This is a genomic window from Pseudomonas sp. CCNWLW23, assembly GCF_037095675.1.
GTDB lineage: Bacteria > Pseudomonadota > Gammaproteobacteria > Pseudomonadales > Pseudomonadaceae > Aquipseudomonas > Aquipseudomonas atacamensis.
This window is the reverse complement of record NZ_JBAWKM010000024.1, coordinates 53,287-74,635: the sequence shown is the minus strand read 5'-3', so window position 1 is coordinate 74,635 and position 21,349 is coordinate 53,287. Positions and strand designations below refer to the sequence as shown.

10 protein-coding genes are annotated in these 21,349 nt (G+C 59.5%); 7 read left to right on the top strand and 3 right to left on the bottom strand.

Annotation, left to right across the window (positions count from 1 at the left end; all coding sequences use genetic code 11):
- Positions 1 to 81 precede the first annotated feature (81 nt).
- The 3 genes from V8J63_RS24145 (at position 82) to V8J63_RS24135 (ending at position 1,105) form a co-directional block, all read left to right on the top strand.
- Positions 82 to 261: a hypothetical protein gene (locus V8J63_RS24145; RefSeq protein WP_016775003.1), complete on the top strand. Its 180-nt coding sequence runs from the start codon at positions 82 to 84 to the stop codon at positions 259 to 261.
- Between the two features lie 377 nt (positions 262 to 638).
- Complete coding sequence (locus V8J63_RS24140) at positions 639 to 851, top strand: hypothetical protein (protein ID WP_130903356.1); 213 nt, start codon at positions 639 to 641, stop codon at positions 849 to 851.
- Positions 848 to 1,105 carry a hypothetical protein gene (locus tag V8J63_RS24135; RefSeq protein WP_039763921.1) on the top strand — a complete coding sequence of 86 codons (258 nt, stop codon included), beginning with the start codon at positions 848 to 850 and terminating at the stop codon, positions 1,103 to 1,105. Before V8J63_RS24140 ends, V8J63_RS24135 begins: the two co-directional genes overlap by 4 nt.
- 124 nt (positions 1,106 to 1,229) lie before the next feature.
- On the opposite strand, the gene V8J63_RS24130 is transcribed toward V8J63_RS24135, so the two are convergent.
- Genes V8J63_RS24130 through V8J63_RS24120 form a run of 3 tightly spaced genes read right to left on the bottom strand, consistent with a single transcriptional unit; the run spans position 1,230 to position 6,705 of the window.
- Positions 1,230 to 1,826 (bottom strand): glutathione S-transferase, encoded by a 597-nt coding sequence (locus tag V8J63_RS24130; RefSeq protein WP_336464729.1) that lies wholly within the window; start codon positions 1,824 to 1,826, stop codon positions 1,230 to 1,232.
- Positions 1,823 to 5,464, bottom strand: coding sequence for an AAA family ATPase (locus tag V8J63_RS24125; RefSeq protein ID WP_336464728.1), 3,642 nt, complete (start codon positions 5,462 to 5,464; stop codon positions 1,823 to 1,825). Before V8J63_RS24125 ends, V8J63_RS24130 begins: the two co-directional genes overlap by 4 nt.
- A complete protein-coding gene (locus tag V8J63_RS24120) occupies positions 5,461 to 6,705 on the bottom strand; it encodes an exonuclease SbcCD subunit D C-terminal domain-containing protein (protein WP_336464727.1) in 1,245 nt (414 codons plus the stop codon). The genes V8J63_RS24125 and V8J63_RS24120 overlap by 4 nt, the downstream gene beginning before the upstream one ends.
- A gap of 336 nt (positions 6,706 to 7,041) precedes the next feature.
- On the opposite strand from V8J63_RS24120, the gene V8J63_RS24115 reads away from it, so the two are divergent.
- The 4 genes from V8J63_RS24115 (at position 7,042) to V8J63_RS24100 (ending at position 21,320) form a co-directional block, all read left to right on the top strand.
- The gene (locus V8J63_RS24115; RefSeq protein WP_336464726.1) at positions 7,042 to 20,283 is read left to right on the top strand and encodes a hemagglutinin repeat-containing protein; all 13,242 of its coding nucleotides are present in this window, start codon (positions 7,042 to 7,044) and stop codon (positions 20,281 to 20,283) included.
- A complete protein-coding gene (locus V8J63_RS24110) occupies positions 20,280 to 20,582 on the top strand; it encodes a hypothetical protein (RefSeq protein ID WP_281878674.1) in 303 nt (100 codons plus the stop codon). The genes V8J63_RS24115 and V8J63_RS24110 overlap by 4 nt, the downstream gene beginning before the upstream one ends.
- Before the next feature lie 135 nt (positions 20,583 to 20,717).
- Positions 20,718 to 20,909: a hypothetical protein gene (locus tag V8J63_RS24105; protein ID WP_309298313.1), complete on the top strand. Its 192-nt coding sequence runs from the start codon at positions 20,718 to 20,720 to the stop codon at positions 20,907 to 20,909.
- Positions 20,910 to 21,017: 108 nt separating this feature from the next.
- Entirely contained in the window at positions 21,018 to 21,320 is a 303-nt protein-coding gene (locus tag V8J63_RS24100) for a hypothetical protein (RefSeq protein ID WP_336464725.1), read from the top strand.
- The last annotated feature ends 29 nt before the right edge of the window (positions 21,321 to 21,349 follow it).

Sequence of the window (21,349 nt, the reverse complement as noted above, 5' to 3'; positions counted from 1 at the left end):
CAAGCGAGCAACCCTCGAGCGTTACGTTTGTTTCACAGCCCGACCGGGCAAACCAAGCAAACGAACACGAGGGTTACCGCCATGAATTTCAATCTCTTCTCCGTCATCGCCGCTTCCGCCATTTCTGCCACCGTGGTATTGCCAGCCGGTGCCAACGTCGAAATCGCCAGCAAAAAATCCCACACCCAGAGCTACACCCAGAAATACCTGCAACAAAGCGCCAACTTCTACGCCGCGCTGGATCACAAAACCCAAGCCTGAAATTGACATCTCCTTGTTGGAGCTGCCGAAGGCTGCGATCTTGATCGCAGCCTTCGGCAGCTCCTACGCGCGCGTAACCTGATCGTTCCCACGCTCTGCGTGGGAACGCAGCCCGGGACGCTCTGCGTCCCATTGGAACGCGGAGCGTCCCTTGAGGCATTCCCACGCGGTGCGTGGGAACGATCAATCAGAAGATCGCAGCCTTCGGCAGCTTCTACACGCGCGCGCGTTCTGCACTCATAGGTTTTCTCTCGCCGGCAAATAGAGCCGCTAAATAATCAACGAAGCTGATATTCACCATTGCAAACCCTGAGTGGTTGCTTCGGCTTTTTTGATTGATTCTGTGGCCATCGAAGCCTTTGCCCACGGAGAACACCATGGCCAGCGCAATCCTCACTTCCGCCAAACGCGGCGCCTACCTGGCCATCGGTCTGTACCTGGCCGTGGTGCTGTTTGTCAGCATCGGCGCGCAAATGGAACACAGCTTCGACGCCCCGATCGACGTCGCCCACCCCGGCATCCAGTTCGAACTGCGCTCGCAAAGCGCGATGGCCGACAGGGCCGAACTCGCAGGAGTCGGCGGCGCATGAAAGGCTACAGACTCTGGGTCATCGCCAGCCTCGCGCTGATGACCAACGGCGCCTCACTCCTGGGGTTTGGCCAGGGCTCGGTGGGCGGCTTGGCCCGGGCCATAGAGGCCAACCACAACATCGCGCACAACATTGAACGCGCCAACACGCTGGGGCTGATGGCCGGCAATCCACCGGTCAAGGTCGCGGTGGATTTTCTCGGGCCGTTTGAAGTGGATTGCATGGCGCTGGGCATGTGCAACGCCCTGGCCTGACGAAGATCGTTCCCACGCTCTGCGTGGGAATGCCTCAAGGGACGCTCCGCGTTCCAATGGGACGCAGAGCGTCCCCGGCTGCATTCCCACGCAGAGCGTGGGAACGATCAAGAGGGAGAGAGGGTTACTTCTTCATGACCGAGGTGAACAGCTCAGATTCGAGCAAGCGCTGCAACCAGGCCTGCAAGCGAAGATAAGGCGTCTGCGCAAACCACTCGCGATCAACATGAGCGAACTGTCGGACGAAGGGCAGCAGGGCGATGTCGGCGAGGCTTGGGTGATCGGCGAGCAAATAATCGCGGCCTTCGAGCAGCTCATCCAGTTTCTGCAGAAACAACGCACCTTCAGCCCGATAAGCTTCCATCGGCTGCTCAGGGTAACGCTCGGCGTACTTGTAGCGATTCAAAGCCGATTTGAAAATCTGATCATTGCCTTCAATCAGTTTCTCCATCCACAGCGCCGCGAACGAATCACCGGCCAGCAACCAATCATCCGGATCATTCTGCGCCAACGCCCAGCGCATGATCTGCAGACTCTCATCGATCACCACGCCATCGGCATTCAGCACCGGCACGGTGCCCTTGGGCGAGAGCGCGAGCATCTGCGCCGGTTTGTCCTTGAGACTGACTTCGACAATCTCCACCGGCAAGCCCGCATAACGCAGGGCCATTCGCGCACGCATCGCGTAAGGGCAGCGGCGGAAGGAATACAGCGTGTTCATTTCACCTCCAGCGTGCTCAAACCATTGCCCTGGCGCCGCACCTGAATCTGCACAGGAATCCGCTCGTGCATTTCCTGCACATGGGAAATCACCGCGACCTTGCGTCCCTGCGCCTGCAAGCCATCGAGCGCGTCCATGGCCAGTTGCAAGGATTCTGGATCGAGGCTGCCAAAGCCTTCATCGATAAACAGCGATTCGATTTTCAGTGTGCTCGACGCCATCGAGGCCAGACCCAGCGCAAGGGCGAGTGACACGAGGAACGTCTCGCCGCCGGAAAGCGAATGCACCGAGCGCAGTTCGTCGCCCATTTCCGTGTCCATTACCAGCAGGCCGAGCATGCTGCCGCCGCGTTTGAGGCGATAGCGTTTGACCAGTTGGCGCAGCTGCGCGTTGGCGTGATGTACCAGCAGATCGAGGTTGTAGGCCTGGGCGATCTTGCGGAAGGTGTCGCCGGTGGCCGAGCCGATCAAGGCACTGAGCCGCGCCCAGCGCTGGTACTCGGCATAGGCGTCGGCGATCTGCTGGGCCAGCGCCTGATTGGCGTTCTGCCGGCGCTGGTCTTCAACCTGTTCGGCGCGCAGTTCGGCGCACTGCTGTTCGCTGACGGCGAACTGGTTCTGCAGCTCGGCGAGGGCGCTGTCGAGCTGTTCGGCATCAAGGGCGCCGTCCTGCCGGGCCTGGTGATCGAGCAGGCGCTGATCGCGCTCCTGCAACAGGACCTGGGCCTGTTCGATGGCTTTTTCGTTGTGCTGAAGGGTCTGGCGCAGTTCTGCAACTTGCGCGTCATCGAAGCGCAGCAAGTCCTCGAGGCCGCCGTCATCCAGTTCCGGATGGCTGGCGCGCCAATCGGCGATCTTGCCGGCGAGTACCAGGTCTTCAGCTTGCAGTGCTTGCAGGCGTTCCTGTTGGGCCTTGAGCTCAGCGGCGATCTGCACCAGTTGCGTGCGCACACTTTGCAGCTCCTCAGCGGTGCTGGTTTCCGCGCTGCGCGCCCGTTCCACGGCGTGTTCCAACTGCTGCTGCCAATGCTCGGCGCTGCTGTGCTCGCCAAGTAACTGCGCGAGTTTTTCCTGACAGCTTTGCTGCTGCTCGGTCAACGCCGTGAATTGCTGTTCGGCACTGTGCAGCTGCTGAGTGCGCAGCTGCTGGCGATCCTGTTCTTTCTCCAGCGTCTGCTGGCGTTGCTGCTGTTCGCTCAGCTCTTCCTTTTGCTGTTCGAGCTGGGTCAAACGCTCGGCAATCTGCCGGTCCAGCTGCATGAACGTTGCCGCCGGCTCCAGGCGCAATGCCTCAAGTGTGTCGGCGGGCAGCAGCGGGCCGAACGCGCTGAGTTCTTCTTCGAGGCGCTGACGGTCGCTGTTGAGTTCATGCTGCTGATGGCTCAGCTGTTGCGCCGCTTGCTGATGCGCCACTTCAGCCTGACGCAATTGCTGCGATAAGCGCGCAGCGTCCTGTTGCAAGGTGAGCAGCGCACTTTGGCGTTGTTCGTCCTGAGTGATGCTCTGGTTCAACTGCTCGGTCTGGCGGCTGAGCCAGGCGTCGCGTTTGTCGGCGTCCTGATTGAACAGTTGCGCGGCCAGCGGATGCGCGTCGAGGCTCGGGGCCAAGGCTTGTTGCTGCGCCGCGAGTTGTTCCTGTTGCTGGAGCAATTCTTTCTGTTGTGCGATCACGCCACCGACTTCGCCGCGCAGTTCGATCAGTTTTTCCTTGAGCTGATCGACCACTTGCTGGGCGTTGGCCTGTTCGCTTTCATCGTGACGGCCAAGGCTTTGCAACAGCGCTTCGGGCTGGTGATAGGGATGCTCGTTGCTGCCGCAGACCGGGCAGGGCTGATCGTCCTGCAACTGCGCGCGCAACTCTTCGACACTGGCACTGCGCGCCAGCCGCTGACGTTCAAGCAGCTCGCGAGTGACGCTGAGGGTCTGCTCGGCGACGGTCAGTTCGGCCTTGGTTTTCACACCGTCCTGGGTTAGACGTTCACGTTGCTGCTGCGCGTCAAGCTGGCGTTGTTGCAACTCGGCGCTGCGCTTGTCCAGATCCTGCTGAGACGCCCACAGGCGCGACAGGTCTTCGATCGCGCGCAGCTGTTTGCGGTTGTCCTGCAGCAAGGTGCCAAGCAGGCCGATCTGTTCGGCGACTGCGTCCGGCTCTGCGCCGGCTTCTTTGAACAGCACTTCCAGTTGCTGTTTGTGCGAGGCCAGTTGCTCAGCACTGTGCGCGGAGTTCTGTTCGAGGGACGCCAGTTCGCTCTGGCCCTTGTTCAAGCGGTTGCCGATCAGCATCAGCTGTTGCAGACGATCGCGATAGGCGCTCCAGGCATCGCTCAACGGCGCCAGATGGGCACTCTGCTCAAGCTCAGCGGCGATGCGTTGCAAACGCGCGGCGACTTCAGTCTGCTTTTCCTGCAAAGCCTGAATCGCGCTCTGGCCATCCTTGAACGCTTGCTCGGCCGCTTGCCGGGCTTCGGCACTGCTGGCGGTGTCCTTGATCAGGCGGGCGAGGGTGCTTTGCTCTTCGAATGCCTGACGCAGCAACGGCGCATTTTCGCTCTGGCGTTGTTGCGCTGCGCTCAGGGCGACTTTCGCTGCGTCGAGGTTCTGTTCCAGCTGCGTCTGGCGTTCCCCGAGTGCCACGTGTTGTTGCGTGTGCGCGGCAATCTGCGCCGCCAGTGGTGTCAGCAGCGCATCGAGCTCGGCCTTGCGCGCGAACTGATGGCGTTGCGGGCCAAGCTGTTCCAGACGCGTCAGCTTCACCCGCTCGCCGGCCAGGGCCTGCCATTGCTGTTGCGCGGTTTGCAGTTGTTCGCTGGCCGCTTGCTGCGCTTCCTGCAACAGACGCAAATCCTTCAGCCAGGCATGCTGTTGCTCAAGCTGTTTGAGCTGCGCTTGTTGCGCCCTCATCTGTTGCTGCGCGGTGTTGAAACGCTCGTCGAGTTCGGCGCGGGCTTCCGGTGCCAGCGGCGTCACGCCGGTGGCCTGATCCTGCAACAGCTTGTGTGCTTCGCGGGCTTCTTTGGTCTTGTCGAAGGCGCGACGGCCTAGGCGGGTGTAGAGCGCGGTGTCGGTGAGTTTTTCCAGCAGTTCACTGCGGTCGTTGTCGTCAGCCTTGAGGAACGCACTGAACTCACTCTGCGCCAGCAGCACAGCGCGAGTGAACTGTTCAAAGTTCAGGCCCAGCGCGGCTTCCAGCTGGGTTTTGTATTCGCCTTTCTGGCTGGCGAGCAGTTGATCCTGATCGATGTCGCGCAGGCTCTGCCGGCTCGCTTGCAACTTGCCGCCAGCCTTCTCGCGAGCACGATTGGCTTCCCAGCGCGCGCGATAGCGGCGGCCATCGACGCCGACAAAATCCACTTCGGCATAGCCTTCGCCGGTACCGCGACGCAGCAAGGTGCGCGGGTCGCCAGTGGCGATTTCACCGTCAGCATCCGGGACTTTCGCATCACGGCCGGTGTTGTTCAGACGCGGCACAGCGCCAAATAGCGCCAGGCACAAGGCATCGAGCAACGTGCTTTTGCCGGCGCCGGTGGGGCCGGTGATTGCGAACAGACCGGCGCTGGCCAGCGGTTCAGCGGTGAAATCAATCTCGAACGGCCCGGCCAGCGAGGCCAGGTTCTTCAAACGAATGGCGAGAATCTTCATGGCTGCTCGCCCTCCAGTTGCACGTCCTGCAGCAGTTCAGCGAAGTCCTTGAGCGTCTGCTCGTCGACCTCGCTGCCGTAGTTGTCGAGCCAGGCGCGGCTGAACAGTTCCTGCGGGGTGAGCTGGTCGAGTTCGATCAGCGTGCTGCCGTCATCGCTGCCATCGGCGCCACGATTACCAGCGTATTCAGCGGCGATGCGCACCAGTCGCACGGCTTTGCCTTGCAGTGCGGTTTCCACTTGATGGCGCAGATCCGGCTGCGGCTCATCGAGGCGCACGCGCACTTCGAGCCATGGCTGGCGCTGGGTTTCGGCGAGCAGATCGATGTTCGGCAGGTCGGCCAGTTGCAGCAGAATCTCGGCCAGCGGCGCCGGGCCGATGCGCTGCAGATTGACCGAGCGCGGGATCAGTTTCGGCTCGACGCTGACCAGTGTTTCACCGTCGAGGACCACATCGAGAATCTGATGCTGATAACCGATTTCGGAGAACGACAGCGGAATCGGCGAGCCGCTGTAGCGAATGCGCTCCTCGCCGTTGACCTTCTGCGGCTTGTGCAAATGGCCGAGGGCGACATAGCTGATGCTTTCGCCGAACAGGCTGGCGGGCAGCGCTTCGGCATTGCCGATGATCAGGCTGCGCTCGGAATCCTCCGACACCGAACCGCCGGCCATGTGCGCGTGGCTGATAGCAATCAACGCCTGACCGGGCTGAAGCTTGGCATTCGCCGCCGCGATCAGCCATTCATGCACCTGACCGATGCCACGCAGATAGTTGTCGCCCAGATGCGCGCCGGTGACTTCCGCCGGGCGCAAGAACGGCAGCGCCAGACACCACGCGGTGATTTCTCCCTGCGCATTCGGCAGCGGCAGCAACAAGCGCTCGGCGTCGAGCTGCCCGTCATCCAGCCACAGCACCCGACCCAACGCGTGAGTACGCAAACGCCGCATCAACGGCGCCGGCAGCTCGATCCGCGAGCCGGAATCATGGTTGCCGGCAATCATCACGATGGTCAGCAGCGGCTGCTGTTCGTGAGCGCTGACGATGAAATCGTAGAGGCGTTCCTGCGCTTTGACCGGCGGATTGACCGTATCGAAGATGTCTCCGGCGATCAGCAGCACATCCGGCTGCGCCAAGTGCAACTGGCGCAGCAGCCATTCGAGAAAACACGCGTGCTCGAAATCGCGCTCCTGGCCGTGCAGGTTTTGCCCAAGGTGCCAGTCGGAGGTGTGGAACAGACGCAAGGTGGACTCCGCTACAGAAAAGAGGTGATGGCCGCAGATGAAATGAGGGCGGCGAAAGAGGGGAGAGTTTACAGATTATTGCGCCGGTGGGGCTTATCGCGCAGGCGGGCGGTGAACGGTGCAACGGGGATTCCGGCACAACCGCTCATCGAAATCGATTTTTCAACGCATCCATTAATTGACGTCAAAATAGTGGCCATCTAATATCGCGCCACTATTTTGATACTAGTGCGCTATTGCAGGGATGCCAGCGACTCTTTGCGCTCATCCGCGCCGCTTTCCTGCGGAGCATGGCACCTGATCAGACCGATTATTGCCCGTTGCAGGATCTTCTACATGGACGTTCGCCAGTACGCATTCCTCGCTCGCCAGCCTTCTGCCGCTACGGCCAAACGCGAGCAGTTCCTCGGCATGCCCAAGCGCGGACTGGCGTTCCTGCTGGCCAACGTCATGTTCTGGCAACCGCTGTGGGCGCAGGCCGATGGCATCGTCGTTGCCAACCCGAATACCACGCTGGACCGTGCCGGCAACGGCGTGCCGATCGTCAACATCGCCACGCCCAACGCCAGTGGCCTGTCGCACAACCAGTTCCACGACTACAACGTCGGTGCGCAGGGCGTCATTCTCAACAACGGCGCAGCGCAAACATCGAACACGCAACTGGGCGGCCACGTCATCGGCAACCCGAACCTGAAAAACAGCGGTTCGGCCCAGGCGATTCTCAACGAAGTCATCAGCGGCAACCCGAGTCAGTTGCGCGGCTACACCGAAGTGGCCGGGCAGTCTGCGCGAGTGATTGTCGCCAACCCGTACGGCATCACCTGCAATGGCTGCGGTTTCATCAACGCACCACGGGTGACGCTGACTACCGGTAAACCAGTGTTGGAAAACGGTCGGCTGGATCGCTTTCAGGTCGATCAGGGCAGCGTGGCTATCGAAGGCGCGGGCATCAACGCAACCAATATCGACCGCTTCGAAATCATCACCCGCAGCGCCAAAATCAATGCGCAGATCCAGGCACAGAACCTGACCATCGTCGCCGGTCGCAACGACGTCAACGCCGACACCCTCAATGCCACCGCCCGCGCCGACGACGGTAGCGCCAAACCGCAACTGGCCATCGACTCCTCGGCACTCGGCGGCATGTACGCCGGGGCGATCAAACTGGTCGGCACCGAGGCCGGGGTCGGGGTGAAACTCGACGGCAAACTGATCGCCAGCGGCGGCGATATTCAGCTGGATGCGAACGGGCAACTGAGCCTGGCCGACACCTCGGCTACCGGCGCGGTCAACGTCAAGGCAGCCAGCCTCGACGCGCAAGCTCCGGTTTACGCCGGCACGTCGCTCAACGTACAGACCCAAGGCAACCTGACCAACCGCCAGACCTTGGCCGCCCGCGACAGCGTGGTGCTCAGCGCCGGTGGGCAACTGACCAACGCCGGCGCCATCGAAGCCGGCGTTAATGCTGACGGCGGCCGTAACAGCAACGGTGATTTGAGCCTTCGCGCACAGAATTTGAACAACAGTGGCAAGAGCCTCAGCGCCAGCCGCAACCTGACCGTCAACGCCGCGCAAACCCTCAACAACCAGAATGGTCTGCTCAGCGGCCAGACCACGAGCATCACCGCCGGCACGCTGGACAACCGCAACGCCGGCAAAGTGCTGGGCAACAACAGCCTGACCCTCACAGCCAATCAGGTGCTGAACAATCAAGGCACGCTCACCAGCAATGGCAGACTCACCGGCAACATCGGTCAGTTGATCAACAGCAACGGTGAACTTGGCAGCCAGAGCGACGTAGTACTCACGGTCACCTCGCTGGACAACGTCGCCGGCCTGATCACCGCTGGCCGTTTGCTCGACATCACCGCCCTCGGCGCCATCAACAATCGCACCGGGCGCATCGGCGCGAAACAGGCCGTAGCGATAAAAGCGCAACAACTGGACAACAGCCAGCAAGGCCAGTTGACCAGCGAAGGCACGCTGACCACGCGCATCAGCGATCAATTGAACAACCAGAGCAAGGGCCTGATCCAGGCCAACGGTGCGATGGACGTGCAGGCCACGCGCCTGGATAACCGCGCCGGCAAGATTTCCGGTCTCGACACCCTGACCGTCAGCAGCGCGACCACCGACAACCGTGCGGGTGTTTTGCGCGCCGACAAAGCGACGACGCTGCTGATCGATAATCTGGATAACCGCGACAAGGGCCGCGCCGAGAGCAAGGCAGCGCTGACCTTCGAAGGCAGCACGCTGAACAACAGCAATGGCGGCTTGCTGACCTCGACCGGACTGTTGAGCCTCAAAGCCCGGGATGTCACCAACGATGCCGGACGGATTTCCGGCAAGGGCGATATCGACGCCAGCATCGACAACCTGACTCAGCAAACCGGCGAACTGGTTGCCGAAGGCAATCTGAAACTCACCGGCAAGACTCTCAACAGCCGCCAGGACAGCCTGGTCGGGTCGCTCAAGACCCTGACCGTCAATGTCGACCAGATCGACAACCGCGCCAGTACGCTTTCCAGCCAACTCGACCTGCATATCAATGGCGCACGCCTGGATAACAGCGAGGGCGGCAAGGTGCTGTCCGACACCACGCTGGGCCTGAAAGTCGCGCAGATCATCAACGCCACCAATGGCCTGATTTTCAGCAAAGGCGCGGCGACGCTCAGCGGCATCGGTTTGAGCAATGTGGGCGGGCGGATCGTCAGCCAGAACACACTGAACCTGACCCTCGACAATGCCCTCGATAACCAGCAAGGCCTGATCAGCAGTGAAGGGCAGATGACCCTGAATCTCGGCAGCCTCGACAATCGCCTGGGCAAGCTGTCGAGCCTGGAAGCGATGGCACTGACCAGCGTCGCCGGGGTACAGAATCAGGGCGGGCTGCTCGCCTCGCAAAAGGGCCTGACCTTCACCAGCGGCAGTCTCGATAACAGCGACAACGGCATCCTCAGTGCCAAGGCCGATTCGACCCTGACCACCGGTGAGTTCAAGAACCGGCAGGGCGGCAGCCTCGCCACGGACGGCACGCTGTTGCTGACCACCGCGCATCTGGATAACTCCGGCGGCATCATCGGCAGCCAGAAAACCCTGCAGGCTTCCGTCACCTCGCTGCAGCAGGACGGCGGCGAGCTGTTCAGCAACGGCGACCTGACCCTGGACCTCAACAATGGCCTGCTCGATAACCAGCGCGGCAATATTCATACGCCGGGGCAACTGCTGCTAAAAAACCTCAAGGATGTGAACAACAGCGCCGGGGAAATCTCCGCTGCCAAAGCCTGGAATCTAAGCGCGCAAAGCCTGAACAACGACGGCGGCAAGCTGCTCAGCAATGAAAAACTCACCCTGGTCATCGACCGTGCGCTGAGCAACGTGAAAGGCCTGATCGCCTCTGCTGGCCTCCAAGCGCGCAGCGCCAGCCTCGACAACAGCGGCGGTGAGATTCGCGGGCGTGGCGAGGTCGATTTCACCGTCAGCGATCTGTTCGACAACCAGGCTGGCGTGGTCATCGCCGACGAGGGCCTGACGCTCACGGCGGCGCGTCTGGATAACCGCCGCGAGGGCCTGGTCGGTTCGACCCAGGCGCTGCAACTGGTCGTCGACCATGTCGATAACCGCAGCGGTGAACTGTCGAGCAAGGCCGGCGTGAGCCTGATCGGCGCCTGGCTCGACAACAGCGACAGCGGCTACATGCTGGCGGGCGGCAATCTGGCGTTGACCGTCAACGAGGTGATCAACCGCAATAACGGCGTGCTGTCCGGCGTTACCGGGCTGACGCTGGTCGGCAAGAGTCTGGAAAACAGCGCTCGCCTGACCACGCAACAAGACCTCGCGATTACCCTCTCTGGCGAGCTGAACAACGCGCAGGGCAGTCTGCTCAGCGAAGGGGCGCTGGCGATCGATGCGCAAAGCCTCAATAACGATGGCGGTACGCTGTCCAGCGCCAAAGCGCTCAGCGTCGACACACGCGGTGCGGTCAGCAACCGGGGCGGCCAGTTGTTGACCGATGCAGCGTTGACGCTCACCAGCAGCGCGCTGGACAACCAGCAGAAAGGCGTGATCAGCAGCAAAAGCAATCTGCACATCACTACCGGCGAACTCAATAACAGTCAGGCGAGCATTTACGCCGCCGATCAGCTTGAGTTGAGCGCCGGCAAAGTGACCAATACGGCTGGCAGCCTCGGCGCTGGCAATGCGTTGACTGCCGATATTCAGGGCCTCGATCAGCAGGGCGGCAAACTGTTCAGCAGCCACGCCAGCGTCAGCGTCGATCTGCACGGTGGTGCGCTGAACAACCAGAGTGGGGTGATCAATGCGCCAGGGCAGTTGCTGCTGAAGAATCTCGCTGAGGTGAACAACCGTGGTGGCGAGATTTCCAGCGAGCAGGCCTTTGAACTGATCGCCAAATCGCTGGACAACAGCGGCGGCCAAGTGCTGAGCAATCAGAAACTGAGCCTGATCCTCGACAAGGCCCTGACCTCGATCAAAGGCACGATCGCGGCAGCAGCGTTGCAGGTTCGCGCGGCCAGTCTCGACAACAGCGATGGCGGCGTATTGCTCAGTGACAGCGATATCTCGGTGACCGTCGATGGCCTGCTCGACAACCACAACAAGGGCAGCATCCGCGCCGCGCAACAACTGACCCTCAACAGCACCGGCCTGAACAACGAGGAGGGCACGCTGGTGGGTGCCGCTGGCCTTGCCATCGACCTCGGCGCCACCGCGCAGGACCTCAACAACCAGGGCGGGGTGATCAGCAGCAAAGGCGCGCTGAGCATTGCGCATCTGCGTGACCTCAATAACCAGGACGGCGTGATCAACAGCAAAGGCGTGCTGAGCATCGCCACCCTGCGTGACCTGAACAACCAGAAAGGTGAGGTTTCCAGCGTCAACAGCTTCAGCCTCAACGCCAATAGTCTGGACAATCGCGGCGGCAACCTGATCAGCAATCAGCAACTGTCCCTCACCGCAGCCGAGCTGAAGAACAACGGCGGCCTGATCTCAGGCTGGACCGGCGTGACCCTGGCCGGCGGCACTATCGATAACAGCCTCGTTGGCGCGATCTCCAGCCAGCTCGGCAATGTCAGCATTGACCTCAGCGGCGCGCTGATCAACCACACCCAAGGAGGCGTCGGCAGCAAGGGCGAGCTTTTCATCAAGGCCGCCAGCCTGAACAACAGCGCCGGCACGCTGACCAGCGACGGCAAGCAAACCCTGACCGTGCTCGGCGGCGAACTCAACAACGCCTCCGGTGGTTTGATCAAAAGTGCCGACGCCCTCGATATCCGGGCGGCGAGCCTGAACAATGCCTCGGGTAACCTGAATGCGAAAAACGCCCTGACCTTCACCGGCGGTGCGTTGAACAACAGCGGCGGCAGTCTGGTCGGCGATGATCGCGTCACACTCGACCTGCTCGGCGCGCTGACCAACGTCAACGGCGCGCTCGGAAGCAGCGGGCCGCTGGTGCTGACGCGTTCGACCAGCATCGACAACCGTGGCGGCCAGATGATCAGCCAGAGTCTGCTGAGCCTGCTCACCAGCGGCGATCTGAACAACAGCCAGCGCGGCACCATCGCCGGCAGCGGCCAACTGAATCTCACCGCCGGCGGCCTGCTGCGCAACGACGGCGATGGCCTGATTTCCAGCGGCGCCGCCGACGCCACCCTCACCGCAGCCGCACTGAACAACGCTAACGGTGCGGTGCAAAGCATGACCGCGCTGACCGTCAACACGGGCAACGGCGCAATCGACAACCAGGGCGGCAAGATCATTGCGCAGAACGGCGACCTGAACCTCACCGCCGCCAGCCTCGACAGCCGAGGCGGCGTGCTGTCGAGCCTCAAAGGTCTGCTGCAAACCCGTCTGACCGGTGTCCTGCGCAACGGCCAGTCAGGCAAGATCGAAGGCAGTCGCCTCGACCTGCGCGCACTGGGCGGCATCTACAGCGACGGCGGGCGCATTGCCGCCAACAGCGGCGACATCCTGCTCAACGCCGGCGGCAACGCCTTCGACAACAGCGGCGGCGGCATCTATGCCCGCGGCCAGGTGAACGTCATCGCCGGCTCGATGAACAACACGGCCGGCCAAGTCAGCGGCAGCCTCATCGACATTGGCCTTGGCGGCAATCTCGCCAACAACAGTGGCCTGATCGAAAGCGCCAGCACCCTGGCGATTCGCGCCGCCAATCTCAACAACCAGAGCGGCAAACTGCGCGCCCTCGGCAGCAGCGGCAAAACCCTTTTCCAGATCGGCAGCCAGTTCGACAACCGCAACGGCCTGGTGGAAACCGCCAACACCGACTTCACCCTCGCCGCACCGAGCTTGCTCAACGCTGGCGGCACGGTGACCCATGTCGGCCTCGGTGAATTCGGCATCTCCACTACCAACGTAATGAACGCCGGCGGCTCATTGGTGACGCGTGGTGGTTTGACTCTGAATGCAGACAGCTGGACCAACAGCAGCGTGATTCAGGCCGGGCGGTTGACGGTGAATGTCGGCAATTTTGTGCAGACGGCCAGTGGGCAATTGCTGGCCTCGAATCAGTTGGTGGGACGTGGCGGGAACTGGACGAACGAGGGGTTGATTGCCAGTGATGGCGGGCTTGATATTCAGTTGAGCGGGACTTACGGCGGCAATGGGCGGGTGAGCAGTCTGGGCGATATGACCTTCAATGCTGCGCAACTGGGCCTGACCAGTCTCGCGAGCATCAGCAGTGGCGGACAGGGTACGTACAACATCAGCGGGTCGCTGAACAATGCTGGCGGAAGACTGACTTCCAATTACGGCATGACGATAAACGCGGGCAGCGTCAGCAACACCGGTACGCTGGGAGCCGCTCAGGATCTGACAGTCAAGACGGCAAGTCTAGTGAACGATCACGGCTTGTTGTTCAGCGGTGGCAACATGAACCTGCTGGTCAATGACTTCACCAACCAGACGGGCGATGTTTACAGCATCGGCAATCTGACCATTGCCGGCATGAGCGGTGGCCGCGCGAACAGCGTGAATAACCTCGCGGCTTCGATCAATGTCGACGGTGATTTTTCGTTGTCGGCCAATAGCTTCAATAACAAGACCGAGGGAGTGATTGGCGAGGAAAAATTTATCTCCGGGGACATCACCTTCAGCGGTACGACTTTCTACGTTAATGAAAATTTTGAATCGACATCGACAATTACCGGGCCGCAAGCGTCGCTTTCAGTAGCCGGCAATCTGACCGCCAATGTTGGCGCCTTCACCAATACCGCGTCGCTGATCTCGGCCGGCAAAAACATAAAGCTTGATGTCGATACGTTCGATAACTTTGGTCTGCAGTCGGGTAATTTCACGCGGATGCGTGTTTACAAAATCGGAGGACTTCCCGGCAAGCCCCAGTCGAGTTGGATCAGCACTGAACTTCAAGCGTATGCAGATCGAAACTCAAAAAACCAGTATGACTACATCGATTCCTGGCACGAACCCGATAAGGGTGGGACGCATTGGGATTATCAGGCGCTGAACAAGCAAATGATGAACAAGATCAATGCGAAATTTGGCATTGGTCCAGAGGTAGCAGTTCCTTCGCCTATCCTCGCCGGTACAAAACAACGAGACGACCGCATTTTCACCAACGGCGGCTCAAGCGTTTCCTCTATTGTCCAGGCCGGCCAGGCCGTAGAGATCAACGCTAAAACCACGATCAACAACGGCAATCTGAACCCGTACACAAACTTCGGCGGTACCGTCAAAGGCACCGCGGACACCGGGGTGAAAAACTCCGCCAAACCTACCGTGGTTTTTCTGAACCCGCAGTTGCCACCAGATCTGGCTCAACAACAAGTCAACCCGCTGGCACTGCCTGGCTTCACGCTGCCAACCGGCGACAACGGTCTGTTCCGACTCAGCGGTAAAGGCGGCAGCGATCCGACACTAGCATCTGGCCCGTCGAGGACGATCGGATCTATCAACGCTGCTCCGTCGAGTCATGCGGGCGGCATGCCGGTGAGGAAGGCCACGGATATTCAGTTCGACGGTAGCGATCCTGTATCGGTCAAGAACCGCGAGCTCGCTCTGGCGGCCCGGCCATCGCTCAATCTCAACGATCAGGCGGCGCTGATCAATGTCGGCACGGCCGCCGGGGATGGCCCGGTCGGCGTGTTGCCGCCCAATCGTGGCAACGTTTCGTTCGACGTGCCGCGGGTACAGGGCCTGCCCGACACCAGCGTGCGTTCCAATCCACACAAATACCTGATCGAGACCAACCCGGCGCTCACTGAGCTCAAACAGTTCATGAGCTCGGACTACCTGCTCGATAAACTCGGCTATGACCCCGACAACAGCGCCAAGCGTCTGGGCGATGGCTTGTTCGAACAGCGCCTGGTGCAGCAAGCCATTGTCGCCCGTACCGGCCAGCGTTTCATCGATGGGCAGACCTCCGACGAGGCCATGTTCAAGTACCTGATGAATAACGCCGTCGCCAGCAAGAATGAACTGAACCTGTCCGTTGGCGTAACTCTGACTGCTCAGCAAGTGGCAGCCCTGACCCACGACATCGTCTGGCTCGAAGAGCACGAAGTGAATGGCGAGAAAGTGCTGGTGCCGGTGCTGTATCTGGCCCAGGCCAATAACCGACTGGCACCCAACGGTGCGCTGATCCAGGGCGGCGACGTAACCCTGATTGCCGGTACGGACCTGACCAACGCCGGCACGCTTCGCGCCTCCAATAACCTGTCGGCCGAGGCCGGCAACAACCTCTCCAATACAGGATTGATCGAGGCGGGCGAGCGCCTGACGCTCAAGGCCGGCAATAACATCGTCAACAGCGGTGGCGGCATTATCTCCGGGCGCGATGTCAGCCTGACCGCTACTCGCGGCGATGTGATCAACCAGCGCGACGTGTACGGCTACGACTCCAGTTACGGCGGCACGCTGCAGCATCGCGACGTACTGAACAACGCCGCGCGGATCGAAGCCGCCAATGATCTGAACGTTGGCGCAGGTCGCGACATCAGCAACATCGGTGGCGTCCTGAGCAGCGGTCAGGACATGGCGCTCGACGCAGGACGCGACGTCAACATCACCTCGGTCCAGGATCGCCGCACCGACTCACGCGGCAGCAACTTCCTCAACCAGACCATCACCCAGCACGGCGCTGAAGTGACGTCCGGGCGGGATCTGTCGATCAGTGCCGATCGAGATGTGGCGGTTGTGGCCAGTCGACTGGATGCCAAGCGGGATCTCAGCGTCGACTCAGGTAACGACATCGTCATCACCTCGGCCGCCGATGAAAGCGACTACGTTTCACGCAGCAAAAAACGCGCGAACGAAACGCACAGCATCACGCAGCAATCATCAGTGTTGAACGCCGGCCGCGACATCGCGCTGAACGCCGGCAACGACCTGGGCATCATTGCCAGCCGCATCAAAGCGACCGAGGACATCAGCCTAGATGCCGAGCAGGACATCACCGTAGCTTCGGCGAAGGATGAGAGTTCGTCTTATTACTACAAGAAGAAAAAGGGTTCATTCGGTAAAAGTAAAACCACAGAGCGAGGAAGCTACGACAGCACCAACGTGGCCTCTGTAATTGAGGCTGGCCATGATCTGACGGTCAACACCACCCAGTCGGCCGAAGGCGGCGTCTCTTTGAATGGAGGCCGCGACGTTACTGTCATTGGCAGCCAAATGAAGGCTGGTAATAATCTTGTCCTGGGCGCGTTGAACGATATCTCGGTGCTCTCCAGTGTTGACGAGCACAGTGACTACAGCAAAACCACCAAGAAGGGATCTTTCGGTCTCTCTAAGAGCGGTAAAAACGCAGTCAACACGAGCACCAGTCAGATCGCCAGCGAGTTCCAGGCTGGCAATGACGTAGTCGTTGCTTCAGGCAAGGATTTCCTGTTGCAGGCCAGCACCGTTTCAGCGGCCAACGACGTCGAGTTCCGCGCCGGTCTGGTCGATGACAGCGGTGACATAAACCTGATTTCGGCGGACGAAACCGACTACAGCCGAAGTGAAGCCTACAAAAAGAAAACCGGGCTTTCTGTTTCCGGCGGTTTCCTTTCCCTTTCTTCAGCCAAAGAGGCGGGACGGCTGGGTGAAGGCAGCACGAGCGTTGGCAGCATGGTCAGCGCCGGGCGGGACACGATCCTGAGCGCCGAGCGCGATATCAACGTTCTAGGCAGCGGAATCGATGCCGGACGCCACGTCAGCATGGACGCGGGTCGAGACGTCAGCATAGTCGCCGCTTCCGACGAGAGTGCCGAGCAGGCTTGGTCGAAATCGAAAAAAGCCGGTATCGGCGTTTCCAGTGACGCTAATGGCGTGAGTTTCTTTGCCGGTGCCGATGGGCTCAAGGAAAAGGACCGGCGCGAACAGCAGACCGGTGCCGCCAGCCAGATCAGTGCCGGCCAGGATCTGAGCATCAACGCCAAACGCGATATCAACCAGACCGGCTCGGATCTGGTGGCGAATAACGACATCAACCTGACCGCCGGGCGCAATATCAACATTGACGCGGCTCGCGAAACGCTTTTGGTGGAACAGCAGCGCGAGGCCGAACGCAATGGCTTGGGCGTGAGCCTGAACCATAACTACGGCCAGACCAAAGACGCTGTAAATGGCGCCGGTAAAGGTGAGGACAACGTCAGCAAAGGCTCGAGCACCCTCAAGGCGGTGGATGCAGTCGGCCAATTTGTTTCGGGCCCGACTGCGGACGTCAAGTTCGGCAACAGCAAGCAAAGCAGCAGTCAGCAGAGCATCGAGCAGAGCAATCGGTCGTCAACCTTGAATGCCGGCCACGACCTGAACCTGAATGCCAAAAATGATGTGACGGTAAAGGGTGCGAAGTTCCAGGCGGGGCGCGACATCAATGTTGTCGGACGCGATGTCACCTTCGACGTCGCCAAAGGCAATGTCAGCCAAGACAGTACCCAGCGCGAAAGCTGGGGCGGCATCCATGGCGGAACCAGTGGTGGCTTCAAGATCGGTGTCGGCGGCAGCTACGGGGTCGCCACTGAAGATGGTTCACATGGCACTTCCACGCCGACTCAACTGGGTGCTGGCCGGGACGTCAATCTGCAAGCCGAACACGATCTCAACCTGATCGGTACTCAGGTCACTGCTCGCCGTGATATCGAGCTCAACGCTTTCAATGACCTCAATATCCGCTCGACACAGAACGACAGCAGCAGTGACCGCAACCGCCACAACGGCGGCGGGGAGATGGGGCTGGTGTTTGGTTCCGAGGGTGTTGGCGTGTACGCCAGCGTCAACCTGGGCAAGGGCAATCTGGAGCGTGAGGGCGAGCGTCAGCAGGAGGCTTACCTCTATGCGGGCGACCGGCTGGGCTTCACCAGCGGCAAGGACACCAATATCGCTGGCGCTACGTTGCGTGGTGATGAGGTCAATGGGCGCGTGGGCGGTGATCTGAATGTGTCTTCGGTCCCTGACACCGGGAAAGTGAAGGGTAAAGAGTTCGATATCAGTGTAACCGCCACATTTGGTCCGGGCGCTGGTGTCAGCGGTTCAGTCGGTTACGGCCAGACCACCGGCAAGACGAACTGGATCGAACAGCAAACCAGCATTACCGGTAAAAACAAAGTCGATATTCGTACCGAAAATCACACCCAACTGGACGGTGCACTGATCGCCGCCGACAACGGCAATTTGAAACTGGATACCGGCACGCTGGGCTTCAGTGACATCGCCGGTACAGACAAAGAGCACGGTTATTACCTGAACGTCGGTGGCAGTTACACCGCTGGCAAAGGCAGCGGTGCTCAGGACGGCAGCCAGGTTGGTAAAGGCAAGGAGGGCGAAACTGGCTGGAGCGTCAACGGCTGGAAGTACGACAAAGACCGTGAACAGATCGTGCGCGGCACCGTCGGCGCCGGCGAGATCGTGGTACGCCAGGACGCCGAAACGGGCAAGGATTCGGCTGCCGGTTTGAATCGCGACGTAGACAAAGGTTACGAGATCACCAAGGACAAGGAGTCTCGCACCGATCTGTACGTGAGCAAATCGTCACTTGAGGCCGTCGCCGATCCTTCGGGCACATTGAAGGACTGGGCAGAAAAAATAGAGAACTACGGTGACGCCACTCAGGGCTCTATCGAAGCTGCGCTGTCCCTCGTCACAGGGCCTGTCAACCTGGTTGGTCAGGCCTGGAACAATCTTCAGGCACAGCGAGTATCGCTGGATGAAGTGCCAGCCTCGGCGCGTCAGGATCTGGGGGACGAACTAGCACTTAGCATTGCCAAAAATCTGGTGCGCAATGGAGGGAAGCCGGGGGATATAAATGATCTGAAGCCTGAAGACGTAATAGTCATTCGCAAATTCGCGCAGGTATTCGTCACATTCGCACAGCAGCAACAGGGCTGCAGTGATTCAACCGGATGTGGTGATAAAAGTCAGGCATCGGATCCGGTTTATACCCACTTCCGGGACACGGATGGCGAAAATCGCGCCATCGGAACCGTAAAGCTCGTTCCCGATTCTCCGGGCGACAAGCTCCTGTTTGAGGCTGAAAAGCTACAAAGCTACATGGATACGCTACCCAAGGAGCAAGTTCAGCTGCTTGGCCTCGCCATCCAGGCAGCGATGGGGCCAGCAAAAGCAGCTGTTGGTCTGGCAGGAAATGTCCTGATCGCCAAGCTATTCGGCGACAAGATTGATGCCGCCAAGGATGCAATTGCGAAGGGCATCGCCAGCGAGCTCAGCGGTGAAGACAAGAAACGCCTGGAAGCCAGCGATAACGCCTTCAAGAAGATGTTTGGACTCGGTGTAAGCGATCAAAAGGGCGACGTTTATGTGCGCGGGGCCACTACGCTGCTGAACATCGCACTAGGCACCGCAACCAACATGGCAGGTAGCATCACTGGCAAGGTTTTCAGTATCGCCGGAAACAAGGGAACCGGCGGCGGGAAGCTGACGGATCCTATAGATCCCAAGCATCCGGGTTGGGCAGATGAACTTGGCGACTCCCCAGGCAAAGGCTGGGTTGACGGACCAAAGACCAATCCACCTGTTTCCCCGTTCCATGGCGATGCGCCCAAGACTCACGTCGAGACGGTTGTTAAAGTCGATACCACCAAGTCCGTCAAGGGTAGCCATGAATATGAATTGCTCAACAATCCTGCTGCCAGAAGCCCGAACACCCGTTATGAGCTTGATAACGGCACAAGCTTCACCACCAACAGCAAAGGCATGGTCGAGGAATTGACATTTACACCGACCAAAGAGAAGGTTCCTCGGGATCCGAGGCAAACTGAAGCAGGCAAGGAAGGCAGAGACACGGATGTGGGCGGGCATGCGCAAGCGTGTAGCCAGGGCGGCACGTGCGATGGGTACAATCTGTTTCCACAGGATAAGAATTTCAACAATTCGGCCTACAAGGTTTTCTATGAAAATAGAATCAAGGAGGCGCTCAATGATCCTTCTAAAACTGTAGGGCAGACGACGATCAAGTTTGAGAGAGCAGATCCAGGCAATCCAAGACCCGATTCACTAATATTGACGTACACCATAGATGGCAAGCCAAAAACGGTGACGTTTAAAAACGAAGCCAAGCATGTTCCAGAGGTAAAAGCGTGATTACTCAGGATTTTGAAATCGTCAACCAGATTTTTCAATTGGTTGAAGCCGGGATTGTCAAGGGATACGACGCATTCAGCTATAGCGTCGAATGGGGCGGTAACTATATGGAAGCTGAACTTGCCGTTGAGAAAGATGGTGTTGAGAGATGGGATGCCGAAACGGATTTCAATAATTCAAAAATCTACATGCTCGTGGAGAAGCTTCACGAAAATGCAGCAGTAAGGGGCGAACCATGGAAATCCTTCGTGCTCTCGTATCGCGATGGCGAACAAGTGCGAACGAAATTTGGTTATTGAACCACGGGACGTCGAACGGACAGGCATGGTCATCGAAGATTAGAAGTCATTAAAAGCATTTTCCGAATCGTTCATGGCGGCATCGTCCACGGCTACGACTCTTTTCGTTACGAGATCGAGATGGGAGAGGGGTTTATGGAGGCCGAGTTGACTGTCGAAAAGAACGGCATTGAAGTGACGGATGCCGAGATCGATTTTGATATTTCCGACGTGTATTTTCTGGCAAAAGAACTAAAAGCCAACGCCGTGCAACGTGGAGAGCCTTGGAAATCTTTTGTCATGTCATACCGCGAGGGCGAACAGGTGAAAACGAATTTCAGCTATTGACCTCTCACCAGACTCATACAGCGGATCAAACTGCGCAACCCACGATCTCTGCATCTGTGCCGCCACTCTGAGAGAACTCTGCATCCGACGCAATCCGGAGGTTTTACAGTGATTACCGAAGACATAAAGATCGTCCAAGAGATCTTTCAGGTGGTCGAAGCCGGCATCGTCCATGGCTATGACGCGTTCCGTTATGGCGTGGAGTTGGGGGAGGGCTACATCGAGACGGAGCTATGCGTTGAGAAAGACGGCGTCGAGGACTGGAACGTCGAGGAAGACATCAACGGCGCGATAATTCTACGTCTGGTCCGCGAATTACAGGACAGCGCAGTCAAGCGTGGCGAGCCATGGAAGTCATTTGTCCTCTCCTATCGAGAAGGCGAACAAGTCCAAACAAAATTCGCATATTGATTCCAGACTTTCAGACCAAAAGATCGCAG